Here is a 14,526-nt window from a genome sequence, read left to right on the forward strand (position 1 = left end):
GGCAACAACCTTCTGAATGCAAAATGATTAGCGCTCCCTCCTACGTTGCTGCCCACGGTCTGCTCAAAAACAAAACTGTGCTTGTTACCGCTGCTGCTGGCGCCGGTATTGGTTTTTCCGCTGCAAAACGTGCAGCAGAGGAGGGCTGCAAGGCCTTGTTCATCTCCGATGTGCATGAGCGCCGGCTGGCCGAAGCCGTGGAGCAGATCAAAAAGGATACGGGTTTGACCCAGGTCTTCGCCAGGCTCTGCGACGTGAGCCGTGAAGATCAGGTTCAGGCACTGATCGCCGAAGCCGACAGCACCATGGGCGGCATCGATGTGCTGATCAATAACGCGGGTCTGGGCACCAGCTGCAAGGTCGTCGACATGAGCGACGACGAGTGGAGCAAGGTCATCGACATCACGCTGACCGGCACTTTCCGTATGACGCGCGCAGCGCTCAAGCTCATGCAGCCGCGCGGCAAGGGCGTGATCGTCAACAACGCCTCGGTGCTGGGCTGGCGCGCCCAGACCGAGCAGGCGCATTACGCGGCCGCCAAGGCCGGCGTGATGGCGTTCACACGTTGCTCGGCGCTGGAAGCGGCCGAATTCGGCATCCGCATCAACGCCGTGGCTCCATCCATCGCCATTCATGCCTTCCTCAAGAAGTCCGCCTCCGAGGAATTGCTGGCCAAGCTCTCAGAGAAGGAAGCCTTCGGGCGTGGTGCCGAGCCCTGGGAAGTGGCCAATGTGATGATCTTCCTGGCCAGCGATTACTCCTCGTACATGACGGGTGAAGTCGTGTCCGTGAGCTCGCAGAGGGCCTGAGCATGAACGCAGTCGCAGACAAGATGCTGTTTGACTCGGCGGCCTCGGTGCTGGCCTCGGTGGGCCGTCAGCTGGGCGAGACCGAATGGATGCAGATCAGCCAGGAGCGCATCAACCAGTTTGCCGATGCCACGGGCGACCACCAGTGGATTCATGTGGACCCCGAGCGGGCCGGCAGCGGTCCATTCGGCGCCTGCGTGGCCCACGGCTATCTGACGCTGTCGCTGGCCAATCTGTTTCTGCCCCAGCTGGTCAGCTATCAGGGACTGAGGATGGGCGTCAACTATGGCTGCGAGAAGGTGCGCTTTCCGGCCCCGGTGCTGGTCGACAGCTGGGTGCGCGGCAGCGGCGAGGTGGTGGCGGCGACGCCGATCGGCGAAGACGGCGTACAGGTCACGATCCGCATCAGCGTACAGGTCAGGAATCAGGACAAACCCGGCTGCGTGGTCGAAACCATCAGCAGGCTGTTCTTTATCCAGGAAAATTGAGTGTGTGCAAGCGCCTGCTACGGCAGACGGTTGCATTTTTTGTGAAGAGGCACGAGCCGCCGATAGAGTGACCGGCCTCGATAGGGCAGCAAAAACTGCCCAGGGCGCGACGGCAAGAAAGTTAGGAGACAAAGACATGAAAGACGCAGTCATCGTTTCGACGGCACGTACCCCTATTGGCAAGGCTTATCGTGGAGCCTTCAACGACACCGAGGCTCCGGTGCTGGGCGGACACGTGATTCGTGCGGCGCTCAACAAGGCGAACGTGGCCGGTGCCGATGTGGATGATGTCATCTTGGGCATTGCCGCGCAGCAGGGCACGCAGGGCTACAACCTCGGGCGCCTGTGCGGCTATACGGCCGGCCTGCCGGAATCCGTTGGGGGCATGGTGATCGATCGCATGTGCGCATCGGGCCTGATGAGCATTGCCACGGCAGCCAAGGGCATCATGACTGGCGAGATGAATATCGCCGTGGCCGGTGGCCTGGAGTCCATCTCCCTGGTGCAGAACAAGTACAAGAACGCCTACCGTGCCCAGTCCAAGGCAGTGCTGGCCGCAGAGCCCACGGCTTACATCCAGATGATTGAGACGGCCGAGCTGGTCAGCCAGCGCTACGGCATCAGCCGCGAAGCCCAGGACGAGTACTCGCTGCGCAGCCAGCAGCGCGTGGCTGCGGCGCAGGACAAGGGCCTGTTTGACGACGAAATCGTGCCGCTGACCACCGTCAAGCAGTTGTTCGACAAGGAAGGCAACGTCACCGGCAGCGAGGAAGTGACGCTGACCTGCGACGAGGGCAACCGTGCCGAGACCACGCTGGAGAGTCTGGCCAAGCTCAAGCCTGTCTGGAAGAACGGCCAGTGGGTGCCCGAGGGCCGATTCATCACGGCCGGCAATGCCTCCCAGTTGTCCGACGGTGCCAGTGCCTGCGTACTCATGAGTGCCGACGAGGCCCGCAGTCGCGGCCTCGCGCCCCTGGGCACCTACCGCGGCGTGGCTGTGGCAGGCTGCCGCGCCGATGAAATGGGCATCGGCCCTGTCTATGCCATCCCCAAGCTGCTCAAGCAGCATGGCCTGACCATGGGCGATATCGGTCTGTGGGAAATCAACGAAGCGTTCGCCTGTCAGGTGATCTACAGCCGCGACCAGCTGGGCATTCCCGATGAGCGCCTGAACGTCAATGGCGGCGCGATCTCCATCGGCCACCCCTTCGGCATGTCGGGTGCCCGTCTGGTCGGTCATGCCCTGCTCGAAGGCCGCCGCCGTGGCGTGCGGTTTGTGGTGGTGAGCATGTGTATTGGCGGCGGCATGGGCGCTGCCGGCCTGTTTGAGCTGAACTGACCTGTCTGCAAGCAATCTTCAACCCAGGAGTTGAACATGATGGACAGCGCCTTCGCCAAGATGGGTTTCTCCACCTACACGCCAAGCTCCATTGCCTGCGTGATCAAGGATGTGCCCATATTCGACACCCCGGCTCCGGTGCGCGCACCGGCCGATACGCCATTCGTGAGTGCCGAGCAGTTCAGTGCGCTGATCAGCCAGCTCTATGAAGCGGCCATGGACCCGGAAGGCTGGAAGCCTTTTCTGGAAACCCTGCGTCTGCAGCTGGGCGGCAATTACGCCTCGCTGATCGTGCGTCCCGGCTCGGCTGACGATGTGGGCCTGATCGTCTCGGCCGCGGGCGATCGCCGCGATCTGATACCGAACTGCCCCAAGATCAGCATGAGCCCGTTTCGCAGCATGCCCACCGACCGTATCGTGACGGTGGGGGATGTGATGCCCGAGTCCGAGTGGCGCGCTTCGAGCTACTACAACGACTGGTGCAAGCAGCTGCAGGTCTTTCACGTGATGGCTGCCGACATCGTCACCAAGGACAGCTGCGTCTACGGACTGCGCGTCACGCGGCCCGAAGGGGCCCCGGCTTTCAACAAGCAGGAGCGTGCCTTCGGCTCCATGATGCTGCCGCATATCAAGCGCGCGCTGAATCTGCATCTCTCGGTGAACCAGGATCGCCAGGTCATCTCGCTCTACAGCAAGGCCACGGCCCAGCTGATGGTGGGCGTGGTCATCCTCGACCAGAACGGCAATGTGCTGGAGTGCAATCCTGCCGCTGCCAGCATCCTGGACATGCAGGACGGCCTGAAGATCTCCGGCGGCATGCTGGAGGCCAACTACGCCAACGACAACCGCAAGCTGCAGCGCCTGATCAAGGACGCGCTGATGCATACCCAGGTCTCGCGTCTGTCGATGACCGAAGGCATGTCGGTCAGCCGCCAGTCGGGTCAGCTCAACTGGGGTGTGGTGGTACAGAGCATCTCGCCCGACGAGTGGACCGAAGGCAAGCAGCGCCCCAGTGTCGCCGTCTTTGTACGCGACACAGGCGGCAAGGCCGACCCACCCGTGAAGCTGGCCCAGCAGCTGTTCCAGCTGACGCCGGCAGAGACCTCGCTGGCCATCCAGCTGGCCAACGGCCTGTCGCTGGAAGAGGCCGCCGAAGCGCTCAATATCCGCCGCAATACGGCGAGAGCCCATCTGCGCTCCATCTTCTCCAAGACGGGCGTGCGCCGGCAGACCGAGCTGGTGCGCATCTTCCTCAACAGCGTGGCCTGGCTGGGCAACAAGTAAGAACGGTCGACATCAACAGAAAGCGGGCTCAGGCACGTTTTCTGTTGATGCAGCAGTTGCCGCATGGCCTGCGGATGCAAATCGATCGCGGTGGATTGAAAGGCCTGCCTGCAAGCGGCGCGCAGGCTTCGGTGACGGCCTTTCCTGTCTTGTCTGTTATCGTCCGGCAAGCAACTATCAGCCGTGCGATGAAGTCAACCCCACCCCCTGCAAGACGCCTGGATGCCTATAGCCTGAGACTGTTTTCCGCAGTCGCAAGAACAGGCTCCATTGCGAGGGCGGCGGAACAGGAACACATCGCCTCATCGGCCCTGAGCCGCCGGATTGCCGATCTTGAACATTCTTTCGGAACCGCCCTGCTGATCCGCTCGCCTCGGGGCGTGACCCTGACCGATGCGGGCCGCATCGTTTTCGAGCGCGGCCTGCAGATCGACGATGAGCTGCAGGGTTTGATCCGGGAGGTACAGGAGCATGGCGAAGAGGTGAGGGGAACGGTTCGCCTCTACGCCAATATGTCGGCAGTCATCGGTTTTCTGCCCGAGAAGCTGTCCACGTTCAGGGCTCGCTTTCCACATGTGCGGATATCGCTGCATGAGGCGGACACCCGCGAGGTCATCAGAGCCTGTCTCGATGATCGCGCCGATGTGGGCTTGGGTGTGGCTGTCAATGTTCCGACCGGGGTCGACTCCTGGTATTTCGCCTCCGATCCCCTGCATGTCGTCCTTCCAAGAGGGCATTGCCTCGAGGAGTCCGAGGCCATCGATTTCTCGAAGGTGCTGGAGTTTCCTCTCATCGGCGTGCACCAGGGGGGCGCGCTGGACAGGCTGCTACACGAGCGTGCGCAAGCCCTGCAGATGCGGTTCACGCCCGAGGTGTCCCTGAGCAGCTTCGATGCCGTGTGCCGGATGGTGGAGGCGGGCCTGGGCATTGCCGTGATTCCCCAAAGTGCCACGTCGGCCTATGCGGGAACGGCAGGTTTCGTATGCCGCCCCTTGGCAGAACCCTGGGCCATGCGCGAACTGCGCCTGTATGCCTTGCGGCGTCAGCCTCAGCTTCGGTCGACCCAGGCTTTGATGGACGTGCTTTCGGGGTAATTCCGGTCGCCGAGTTTTGCGCGATCCCCCGTGCTGTCTTAGCGCTACCCGCTGATCTGCCATCGTTCGATGATGGCGCATGCAAACCCAACTCCATTCAGCAGCCCGCTTTTCGCCACGCATCCTCTACCTCAGCCAATGCCCGGCAACGGTGAAAAAGGCACTTGGCGGTCAGCCGGTTCGGCTGGCCGATGCGCTGCCTTTGCGCGACGATGTGTCCACGGACGAGATCACACCGATCGCGATTCTCACGCACTTCGACAACGAACTGGGGCGCTATCCCTATACGGGATTCAGGACCCAGGGTGAGCTGCCCGTGGCAGTCGATGCCATGCGGGACAGCCGGATACAGGTCGTCGTGGCGGGAAGGCGCTATGGCAAGGGCTCTTCCCGCGAACATAGCCCGGCCGCCGAAAAGCTGGCGGGCGTACGCCTGGTGATCGCCGAGAGCTTCGAGCGCATCTACAGGCAGAACGCCGACAACATCGGACTCATCACCTCCACGGATTTCAGCCTGATTGCCAGGATTGAAGCCGGCGAAGCCATTGGCTGGCAAGAGCTGGTCCATGGGCGGGATGCACTTGCTGCCGCGATTCTGCGGGAGGGCGGTCTGCTGCCGTTCGGCCGTGCGCATCTGGGGCGGATCTCCGCTGCGCCTGAGATCGCCAGCAGGCCGCGCACCCTGTTCGAGAAGATCGTGACCAGGCACGCACTGACCACGGGCGTGACGGTGGCCGATCCTGCGCCCGGCGATGGCGCCTTTGTGCGGGCCGACTGGCGTTTCATCCATGAGTACTACACCGGCATGGCAGCGCACATGCTTCATGCCGCGTTCGACCGGCCGCTTCATCTGAGCGACCCTGGCTCCATCCTCGTCTTCGAGGATCACACTTCCTATGTGGAGGAAAGCCCGACCCATGTCAGGGAGGGTCTGGTTCCCAAAGTCCATCGCATGGTGCGGGCGCAGCGCGACTTCGCCGGCGAGTACGGCCTGCTCACCCACCGGACGCTGACCGAACTGGAGGCCAGGGCCGAGGACGGGCGCAACGTCGCCGGTATTTCACACGCCATGATGGCCGAGCGCTATGCCCTGCCCGGGCAACTGGTCGTGGGAACGGACTCCCACACTCCCCATAGCGGTGCTCTGGGCTGTGTCGCGTTCGGCATAGGCACCACCGATATGGCGAATGCCTTCGTCACGGGGGCAGTGCGCCTGACGGTCCCCGAGAGCCTGCGCATCGTCCTCGATGGCGAGCTCTCGGCGAACGTGACGGCCAAGGATGTGGTGCTGCATCTCCTGGCGCAGCCCTATATCCGCGCGGGAGGGGGCGTGGGAAAAGTCTTTGAGTTCACGGGGGCTGCCATCGCGAGGATGAGCACCGACGAGCGTGCCACCCTCACCAATATGAGCGCCGAGCTGGGCGGTTTCACGGGGATTGTGGCGCCGGACGCCGAGACACTGAGATTCCTGCTCGAGCGGCGCGCAATGCGTTTCGTGATCGAGGACTGGATGCACAGCGATCCAGATGCGAGCTATGCACAGACCATCCGGATCGACTGTTCCGCAGTGCCGGTCATGGTTGCCTCGCCGGGTGATCCCGGCAATGGCCGACCTCTGGCTGCGATCGGGCAGAAAGTGCGGATCGACATTGCTTACGGAGGCTCCTGCACGGCCGGAAAGCGCGAGGACTTCGAGCGCTACCACGAGGTGCTGCAATGGGCTGCCGATCGAGGCTTGCGCGTGGCTGCCGGTGTCGATCTATTCCTGCAGTTCGGCACGACAGCGGTCCGGGATCATTGTCTGGCGGCCGGCTATCTCGAGGCATTCGAGCGGGTGGGAGCGCGGATGCTTCAGCCTTCCTGCGGAGCATGTGGCAACTGCGGTCCTGGAGGCTCCATCCGGCCTGATCAGGTCACGGTCAGCGCCATCAATCGCAACTTTCCGGGCCGGGGAGGCCCGGGCAGCGTCTGGCTTGCAAGCCCCTCAACCGTCGCAGCCAGTGCAATCGCCGGAGAGCTGCTGTCTTTTGAAGAGCTCAGGCAACGCCACTCGATCTGATCCCAATCGACAGCCATAAAAAAAGGAGACAACGATGACAACCATTCCAGGCAAGCGCAGGCTCGCTTTGCTGCTCATCATGGCCTGCGCCTCTTTCGGCGCAAGCGCACAGCTGGCCGCGCCGGAAAAGCCCATCCGCATGGTGGTGCCGCTGACGGCCGGCTCCACGGTGGATGCCGTGGCACGCGCGCTGGGTCCCGGTCTGGGGCGGACAACCGGCCATCCCGTCGTTGTCGAGAATGTGGCGGGGGCGGGGGGCATTCCGGGTACGGCACAGGTCGTCAGGGCCGCCAAGGACGGCCTGACCCTGGGCATGATCTCTTCCAACCACGTCATCAACCCCGGGATCTACAAGACCATCCCCTATGACAGCATCAAGGACATCACACCGATTGCCGTGCTTGCCACCGTGCCGCTGGTGCTGGTCGTCAACCCCAAGCTGCCGGTCAGGAGCCTGCAGGAGTTGCGAGACTATGCCAAGACCCATCCAGGAGCCCTGAACTATGGATCGGCAGGCAATGGCAGCACGCTGCACCTGGCCAGCGAGCTGCTGATCTCCGAAACCGGCATCAGCATGAAGCATGTGCCTTACCGTGGCACCGGCCCTCTGATCACGGATCTGATCGGCGGTCAGGTGCAGCTTGCCTTTGTCTCCGTCTCCCAGGTCGTGCCGCAGGTAAAGGCCGGGACGCTACGTGCACTCGCCGTGTCCACGACGATTCGCTCGTCCGCTCTTGCCGAAGTTCCTACGATGATGGAAGCCGGTGTTCCCGAATACAGCTTCGATGCCTGGATTGCCTTGATTGGGCCCGCAGGACTTGGCAAGCCACTGGTCAACCAGTATGCGGCCGCCGTGAAAACGGCAATGGGATCTGCGCAAGCGCAGGCCGCCATCGCCGGACAGGGGCTCCTGATGCTCGACAAAGGGCCGAATGAAGCACCTGCATTTTTCCTGTCCGAATTGATCAAGCACCAGAAGCTGGTGAAGCAATCCGGCGCTACCCTGGACTGAGGCAGCATGCGAATCAACACTGCGGATCTGTGCGACAGCCTGGGAGATGCAGCCCAGGTTTGCACAAGCAACTGGCGCTCGTATGGCGGCAACCCCACGGTTTCTGGCCGCATCCAAACGCTGCGAATCCATGAGGATGCGGCCCTGATCCGTCAGACCTTGGCAACGCCTGGCCTTGGACGGGTGCTGGTGGTGGACGCGGGCGCATCGCTTCGCGTCGCCGTGCTGGGCGACAACATGGCGCGCACCGGGCTGGCGAACGGCTGGGCCGGAGTGGTCATCGAGGGAGCGGTGCGCGATGTCCAGACCCTTGGCAGTTTGGACATGGGCATATTTGCGCTTGGTCAGACCCCGCTGCGCGCCGGTCGCACCGGATGGGGGGAGCTTGGTGTGATCCTGAACATCGCCGGCATACGAATCCGTCCGGGAGCCACCATCACCGTGGACATGGATGGCGCCGTGGTTACCGAGGACTGAGCAGCGGCATGGTCGGCGAATGACAAGTCACTGCGCCGAGCGCCGCCGCTGCGCGAGGCCAGCTTGGTGGCGGTCATCGCTTGGCGGCTGGCAGGCATCGAGATGCAAGCGCTGGAGCATTGCATTGATCGGTTGAATCCACCGCTGGTCGCGGCCATTGTCAGTCAGCAATCTGAACGGCAGCAAACGCAGTTGGCTGACGCGGGGCCAACTGGATATGATGTCCCGGCAGGCTGTTCGTCCGCTCCGGAACTGGCAAGCTGTGCTTGTCATGCCATTGCTATTCATTCTGGGCAGGAAGACGGTCATGCATCCAGCTTGCAGCGCCTGGGCGAACTGTTGACGTCGCTCGCCAATGCCTGAGGATTCTTTCTCAACGCAGATCTTGAAAGTCTCACATGCCCAAGCAAATTTTCGTCAACCTGCCCGTCGCCGACCTGCCAAAGGCCAAGTCCTTCTATGAAGCAATCGGCGCTGTCAACAACCCGCAGTTCAGCGACGACACCGCCGCCTGCATGGTCGTCTCCGACAGCATCTACGTGATGCTGCTCACCCACCCGAAGTGGGCCACGTTCACCCGAAAGCCAATGGTGGACGCCCACGTAGCCAGCGAAGTCATGCTCTGCCTGAGCGCGGACGACCGTGCGGCTGTCGACGACATGGTTGCTGCCGCTTCCGCTCACGGCGGCAAGCCGGACGTGAACCCCCTGCAAGACCACGGCTTTATGTATGGGCGCAGCTTCGAGGACGTGGACGGCCATATCTGGGAAATCATGTTCATGGACATGAGCCAGATGCCTCAGGGCTAATGCAAGCTCGGCCATAAGCAACGCCTGCTTATAGACGTTTTCTGGCCTGCCTGCCCCGGCGGGATCGCATATCGGGGCGTTCGCTTCCGGGCATATCCGTGGATTCACGCTACCGGCCATGAGCAGTCCTTTGAATCTTGAACTTCAGCATCTATAAAAAACTGAGATCTGAATTTTTAGGCTTGTCTAAACATGGCAACAGCCAATTTTCCTGTTGAACTACACACACATACAGTATTAGATGAACCAGACATGTACATCCCATGTCGTCTAAATCCAGTTGGGCATCATAAAAATCGGCCATTCACCATGAGCAAACAGCCTATCCATCCGTCTATCAAAGAACGGCTTGGTTACGAGATTGATATCTCAGACAAAGATTTTTTGAGAGATTGGAAGCACCGAGCCACTCGTGTGTGCAAGCCATGCTGGGAACTTAAATACTGCCCGTATGGCCCGTTCGTCGAGCAGTCGCCACTGCTTCCAGTTCTAAGAGCCGAATCGCAGAAACACCACGACTATCTTGTCAACTGCCTTAAGACTGGTCAACTTGGTGAGTTCGGGCCCATCTCAGAAGAGAAACGCACCATCTTTGAAGGTCTGCTTGACCTCAGCGTCAAAGATCCAGATGCATTTGCTAGGCATGTAAAGCGAAGCAGACTGGACATCAAAGTCTTCGAAAACGCCTTTGAGAAGGCGGAATCGATGGAAGCGCTCCTATCGTCTGAGGAATTGCCGCCTATCCATCTTTACACCCCACCATTTGCCTTCGATGAAGACGACACAGAAAAGAGGATTCGAATCACACCAGAACTCCGACGTGCCATCAAAGCGGAGATAGCAACGATCGAGGGAATACTCGCTACAAACTTTCTCGATAGCCGTCGACCACTCGACGAGAAACGGCGGAAGTCATTTCAAAAACAAGTAGATGCCTTCGATGCTGAAGCACTACCAGAGTCAATCCCTGATGTAGTCGCAGATATGGCCTGTAACATCTTTGGCCACATTTGCCCAGTGATGTTTGTCGGTGAAGATATTTCGGAAACATCGGACAAACGACGCCGTGGCAGGTATATCCCATTTACCGTGAAGATGCGTGTTGTCCGCAGAGACAACTACACTTGTCAAGAGTGCGGGTGCCATTTACGAGATGACGAAGTTGAGTTCGATCACATCATTCCACACGCCAAAGGTGGTAGTAGCGAAGAACAAAACATTCGATTGACCTGCTACGACTGCAATAGAGACAAGAGCGACAACGTCGAAATTTAGGCTCACTGCGCAATGACGCCCAACTCTTCAATCGAGAAGACGTGCCCCGGTAAGCCGGGTCACGCCCCTCATTTCAAACGCTAGTCATCAAATCGGAGCCCGCTTTGCAGAAACAGTGTGCGTATTGCAATCGTTTTTTCACCGCGTCTAGTAGAGCACAGAAGTTTTGCTGCCCTAGTTGCAAAAACTGCTCTCATTCGAGTCGGCGCATGGCTTCGGCTGACGAACACAAACTAATTACCGCATCTGGGTACTACGCAACAGATAGTGGCAGAAATGAGGTCGAACGCGGATCACATGACTCAACATTGCATAGCAACTCAATTACTCGTGAAGAATGGCTTGCAAAGTGGGACTTGAAGAACAGCTCTGTACGAAATCACGACTAACCCATAGTTCCAGCGGATCGCCTGCAGCGCCCGCTGAACTCAGTCGTTAATTGCTTGATTGTCTGCTATGGGTCGTTTTCCGCCCTTTCAGTCGCCGTAGGTGTAGAACGATGGCGCGAGTTAGGCCGCCTCTACGGCGGGTCGCACCAACTTTGGCAGCTTACGTGCCAAGAGCTTGCCGTAAAGCCTCGGCGAGGGTCGCCGCTGTTCCGCTTATGAAGGCTGCCAGCCGGTTAGTACCGGCATCCCGGTGCTGGTGCCCTGGCGCCGGCTTGCTTTTTCTGGGGTTATCCCATCTCTCCGAAACCGCTCTCGAGGTTCGCTTGCTTGCAGGCGTGCCACCGGCAGGTGCTGCCAGGGCCTGGCTCTGTTGCGGCAAACACAGGCAGAATGGGGAGCGCGGAGGCCAGTGCACGGTGTTGTCTCGCAAGAGCGCACCCGCATGCCTGCATCGAAGAAATGTGACCGGCTCGCTCAAATACAGCAACGACATGAAACTATTTCGCAAGCCTGCTTTTGATCACAGCAACGTCGTTTCCCGAGCTCCCTATGCAATGCTTCTGGTAGGGGGGATCATTGCGCTTTCGATGACGGCCATCTGCACCTTTGTTCTCTATCAGAGTCGGCTGGATGCCATGGCGCATGCGATAGAGACATCACGCAATGTGGCGCTTCTTGCCGAAAACGACGTGGTGCGGAACTTCGAACTCTATGCGCTGTCGCTGCAGGCCGTGGTCGATGGGCTGAACGACTCCGAAGTCATGGCCGCGTCCCCGCATGTGCGCAACGCAGCCTTGTTCGACAAGGCCGCTACGGCCTCCTATCTGGGCTCCATCCTGGTGCTCGATGCGCAGGGGCGAGTGGTCCTGAATGCAGGCTCGGAAAATCCGCTGAACGGGCATTACCTGGAGCATGATTTCTTCAAGGTGCATCAGGAAAGCCCCAACGTCGGTCTCTATGTGGGAGACCCTTATTCATCGACGCTGCATGGCGGCTCGCTGAGCATTCCGCTGAGCCGCCGTATCTCCCATGCGGACGGCTCGTTCGCGGGCATTGTGCTGATCGATGTCCAGCTCGAGTATTTTCAGAAGCTGTTCTCCGCGCTTTCGCTGGGCAAGCATGGATCGCTGGCCCTGATCAGAAAGGATGGCGCCATGATGATGCGCCAGCCTTTCGATGCCAAGGTCATCGGGCGCAATATCCGCAATGCCAGCACCTTCAAGCAGTTCATGCTGGCGCCCGAAGGCAGCTTCTCGGACACCTCCTACCTGGATGGCGCGCAGCGCGCGTACTACTTCAAGAATCTTCCGAGCCTGCCATTCATCATCATGGTGGCGAAGGCGCATTCCGATATCTACGCAGTCTGGCGCCAGCGCGCCTTGCTGATTGCCTCCGTCATGGGAACGCTCACCATGGCTTTCATCGGACTGTCCTTTGCGTTCGGAGTGCAGCTCAAGCGCCGCATGCGCGCAGAGTCCGAACTGGCGCTGCTGGCGCGTACCGATGGACTGACCGGCCTGAACAACCGCCGCAAGCTCGACGAGATCATCGAGCATGAGTGGCACAGGGCCAAAAGAAGTCACAGCGCCTTCTCGCTGCTGTTCGTGGATATCGACTGGTTCAAGGCCTACAACGACACCTACGGACATCAGGCCGGGGATATGGTTCTGGCGACCGTGGCCAGATGCATTGCCAACAATATCCGGCGCCCCGAGGACAGCGCGGCCCGCTATGGGGGTGAGGAATTCATCGTGGTGCTGCCGGACACGACCCTGGATGGAGGCGCGCTGATTGCCGAGAACATCCGGGAGGCAGTCTCCGAACTTGCGATTGCGCACACCGGAAGCGAATTCGGCTGCATCACGGTCAGCATCGGTTGTGCGGCCTGGGTGCCGGGCAAGGATCTGGATGTGCAGGAGGTGCTGCGTTCGGCCGACAAGGCGCTGTACAGCGCCAAGATGACCGGGCGCAACAAGGTCGTTCTATCCAGCTCGTCTGCGGCATAGCGCCGCAGCCGCTCTGGTGACTTGGAGCTTGGCCTGCATGGCAGCGTCCATCCCGGAAAAGCAAGTTGCTTGAATAGTGATAGCTGCTATCGCTTGATATACATAGATTTCAGTATGAAAAATATATGAAATCTATTCATATTAGGCGATAGTAGCTATATTTTAAGTAGCATTCATTCAGTGCGCCGCTTGGTCGCTTGGTCGCTTAGCCGATTGCCCGATGGCTGCTCAGGCACAGGCCTTGCTCTCGCGCAGCGCCGCTATATCGGCCTGGGTATAGCCCAGGGACGCGAGCACGGCATCGGTGTCCTGGCCGATCCTGCTGCCCGGCGTGGGTCGACGCGCCGGGGTGCGCGAAAAGCGTGGCGCGGGTGCCGGCTGGCGCTGGCTGCTGCCTTCCACTTCCAGATCGACAAACAGCTGGCGCTGGGCGTTGTGCGGATGAGAAGGGGCTTCGGCCAGACTCAGTACCGGGGCAAAGCAGACATCGCTGCCTTCGAGTTCCGCGCACCACTGTGCCTGGGTCTTGCCGCGCACAATCGCGGCCACCCGGGACTTGAGTTCGGGCCAGTCCGCGCTCTGGTACTGGCGCCTGGGGTCCACATCGGTCAGGCCCAGCTTCTGCAGCTGCAAGGCATAGAACTGCGGCTCGATCGCGCCCAGGGTGATGTATCTGCCATCGGCGCACTCGAAGGCCTCGTAGAAGGGAGAGGTGTTGAGAAAGTGGTTCTGCGCGGGGTCGTCCTTCCAGTAGCCCATGGCGCCGCGCATCTGGTGCATCAGCCCGCTCATGGCCGCCACACCGTCGATCATGGCCGCGTCCACCACCTGACCCCTGCCGGATTGGCGTGCCTCGTGCATGGCGCACATAAGGCCGAACAGCAGAAACATGGCGCCACCCGCCATATCGCCCACAATGGTCGGCGGCAGCACGGGCGCCTGGCCGGGGCGCATGGAGGTGGACATCACGCCCGTGAGCGCCACATAGTTGATGTCATGGCCTGCGGCCTGGGACAGCGGGCCGGTCTGGCCCCAGCCGGTGACGCGGCCAAAGACCAGGCGGGGCGCGCGGCGGGCGACTTCCTCGGGGCTGAAGCCCAGGCGCTCCATCACGCCAGGCCTGAAGCCTTCGATGAGCGCGTCGGCAGACTCGATCAGCTTCCAGGCAGCGGCGCGTCCGGCCTCGGACTTGAGGTCCAGCGCGATGGACTTCTTGCCCCGGTTCTGCGCCATGCGCGGGTAGCGGGATGCTGCTGCATGGTCGGCGCTGCGCTCGATGAGAATGAGCTCGGCCCCCATGTCGGCCAGCATCATGCCGGCAAATGGGGCAGGGCCTATGCCTGCGAATTCGAGGATGCGCATGCCGGACAAGGGGCCAGCGTTCTGGCCCTGGGACGGGTTTTCTGTGCTCAAGTCGGTCTCCTGTGGTGTCTCTGACTTTTCTATCTTGTGGATCCCGCCGGTTTTGACCCCGTCCATTTGGAG

13 protein-coding genes are annotated in these 14,526 nt (G+C 60.7%); 12 read left to right on the plus strand and 1 reads right to left on the minus strand.

What is annotated here, in order from left to right; all coding sequences use genetic code 11:
- The first annotated feature begins 23 nt into the window (after window positions 1–23).
- The 12 genes from DJFAAGMI_RS00455 to DJFAAGMI_RS00510 all read left to right on the plus strand — a co-directional run bounded on the left by DJFAAGMI_RS00455 (window position 24) and on the right by DJFAAGMI_RS00510 (window position 13,041).
- Window positions 24–809 (plus strand): SDR family oxidoreductase, encoded by a 786-nt coding sequence (locus tag DJFAAGMI_RS00455; protein ID WP_043005832.1) that lies wholly within the window; start codon window positions 24–26, stop codon window positions 807–809.
- 2 nt (window positions 810–811) lie between these two features.
- Window positions 812–1,297, plus strand: a complete 486-nt coding sequence (locus DJFAAGMI_RS00460) for a MaoC family dehydratase (RefSeq protein WP_211455534.1) — start codon at window positions 812–814, stop codon at window positions 1,295–1,297.
- A 136-nt stretch (window positions 1,298–1,433) separates the two neighbouring features.
- Window positions 1,434–2,636 carry an acetyl-CoA C-acyltransferase gene (locus DJFAAGMI_RS00465; protein ID WP_211455535.1) on the plus strand — a complete coding sequence of 401 codons (1,203 nt, stop codon included), beginning with the start codon at window positions 1,434–1,436 and terminating at the stop codon, window positions 2,634–2,636.
- 36 nt (window positions 2,637–2,672) lie between these two features.
- On the plus strand, window positions 2,673–3,920 hold the full coding sequence (locus DJFAAGMI_RS00470) for a LuxR C-terminal-related transcriptional regulator (RefSeq protein WP_167009811.1): 1,248 nt from the start codon (window positions 2,673–2,675) through the stop codon (window positions 3,918–3,920).
- A 188-nt stretch (window positions 3,921–4,108) separates the two neighbouring features.
- Window positions 4,109–5,014 (plus strand): LysR substrate-binding domain-containing protein, encoded by a 906-nt coding sequence (locus DJFAAGMI_RS00475; protein WP_211456672.1) that lies wholly within the window; start codon window positions 4,109–4,111, stop codon window positions 5,012–5,014.
- A 79-nt stretch (window positions 5,015–5,093) separates the two neighbouring features.
- Window positions 5,094–7,073, plus strand: coding sequence for an aconitase family protein (locus DJFAAGMI_RS00480; RefSeq protein ID WP_211455536.1), 1,980 nt, complete (start codon window positions 5,094–5,096; stop codon window positions 7,071–7,073).
- Window positions 7,074–7,107: 34 nt separating this feature from the next.
- Entirely contained in the window at window positions 7,108–8,085 is a 978-nt protein-coding gene (locus DJFAAGMI_RS00485) for a Bug family tripartite tricarboxylate transporter substrate binding protein (protein WP_211455537.1), read from the plus strand.
- A 6-nt stretch (window positions 8,086–8,091) separates the two neighbouring features.
- Complete coding sequence (gene rraA / locus DJFAAGMI_RS00490; RefSeq protein WP_211455538.1) at window positions 8,092–8,562, plus strand: ribonuclease E activity regulator RraA; 471 nt, start codon at window positions 8,092–8,094, stop codon at window positions 8,560–8,562.
- 66 nt (window positions 8,563–8,628) lie between these two features.
- A complete protein-coding gene (locus DJFAAGMI_RS00495; RefSeq protein WP_211455539.1) occupies window positions 8,629–8,925 on the plus strand; it encodes a hypothetical protein in 297 nt (98 codons plus the stop codon).
- Window positions 8,926–8,960: 35 nt separating this feature from the next.
- Window positions 8,961–9,371: a VOC family protein gene (locus DJFAAGMI_RS00500; protein WP_211455540.1), complete on the plus strand. Its 411-nt coding sequence runs from the start codon at window positions 8,961–8,963 to the stop codon at window positions 9,369–9,371.
- A 192-nt stretch (window positions 9,372–9,563) separates the two neighbouring features.
- Window positions 9,564–10,646 carry an HNH endonuclease gene (locus DJFAAGMI_RS00505; RefSeq protein ID WP_211455541.1) on the plus strand — a complete coding sequence of 361 codons (1,083 nt, stop codon included), beginning with the start codon at window positions 9,564–9,566 and terminating at the stop codon, window positions 10,644–10,646.
- 976 nt (window positions 10,647–11,622) lie between these two features.
- Window positions 11,623–13,041, plus strand: a complete 1,419-nt coding sequence (locus DJFAAGMI_RS00510; RefSeq protein ID WP_249333659.1) for a sensor domain-containing diguanylate cyclase — start codon at window positions 11,623–11,625, stop codon at window positions 13,039–13,041.
- 228 nt (window positions 13,042–13,269) lie between these two features.
- Here DJFAAGMI_RS00510 and DJFAAGMI_RS00515 read toward each other — a convergent pair whose 3' ends face one another.
- Window positions 13,270–14,403, minus strand: coding sequence for a CaiB/BaiF CoA transferase family protein (locus DJFAAGMI_RS00515; RefSeq protein ID WP_211456674.1), 1,134 nt, complete (start codon window positions 14,401–14,403; stop codon window positions 13,270–13,272).
- Window positions 14,404–14,526 lie beyond the last annotated feature (123 nt).

This window comes from Comamonas brasiliensis, assembly GCF_018292285.1.
Classification (GTDB): Bacteria; Pseudomonadota; Gammaproteobacteria; order Burkholderiales; family Burkholderiaceae_C; genus Comamonas; species Comamonas brasiliensis.

What these genes read in the sequence shown, in the direction of transcription:
- DJFAAGMI_RS00455 (WP_043005832.1), top strand. Translation starts at nt 24, where the DNA reads ATGATTAGCGCTCCCTCCTACGTTGCTGCCCACGGTCTGCTCAAAAAC.
- DJFAAGMI_RS00460 (WP_211455534.1), top strand. Translation starts at nt 812, where the DNA reads ATGAACGCAGTCGCAGACAAGATGCTGTTTGACTCGGCGGCCTCGGTG.
- DJFAAGMI_RS00465 (WP_211455535.1), top strand. Translation starts at nt 1,434, where the DNA reads ATGAAAGACGCAGTCATCGTTTCGACGGCACGTACCCCTATTGGCAAG.
- DJFAAGMI_RS00470 (WP_167009811.1), top strand. Translation starts at nt 2,673, where the DNA reads ATGATGGACAGCGCCTTCGCCAAGATGGGTTTCTCCACCTACACGCCA.
- DJFAAGMI_RS00475 (WP_211456672.1), top strand. Translation starts at nt 4,109, where the DNA reads ATGAAGTCAACCCCACCCCCTGCAAGACGCCTGGATGCCTATAGCCTG.
- DJFAAGMI_RS00480 (WP_211455536.1), top strand. Translation starts at nt 5,094, where the DNA reads ATGCAAACCCAACTCCATTCAGCAGCCCGCTTTTCGCCACGCATCCTC.
- DJFAAGMI_RS00485 (WP_211455537.1), top strand. Translation starts at nt 7,108, where the DNA reads ATGACAACCATTCCAGGCAAGCGCAGGCTCGCTTTGCTGCTCATCATG.
- rraA (WP_211455538.1), top strand. Translation starts at nt 8,092, where the DNA reads ATGCGAATCAACACTGCGGATCTGTGCGACAGCCTGGGAGATGCAGCC.
- DJFAAGMI_RS00500 (WP_211455540.1), top strand. Translation starts at nt 8,961, where the DNA reads ATGCCCAAGCAAATTTTCGTCAACCTGCCCGTCGCCGACCTGCCAAAG.
- DJFAAGMI_RS00505 (WP_211455541.1), top strand. Translation starts at nt 9,564, where the DNA reads ATGGCAACAGCCAATTTTCCTGTTGAACTACACACACATACAGTATTA.
- DJFAAGMI_RS00510 (WP_249333659.1), top strand. Translation starts at nt 11,623, where the DNA reads ATGACGGCCATCTGCACCTTTGTTCTCTATCAGAGTCGGCTGGATGCC.
- DJFAAGMI_RS00515 (WP_211456674.1), bottom strand. Translation starts at nt 14,403, where the DNA reads ATGCGCATCCTCGAATTCGCAGGCATAGGCCCTGCCCCATTTGCCGGC.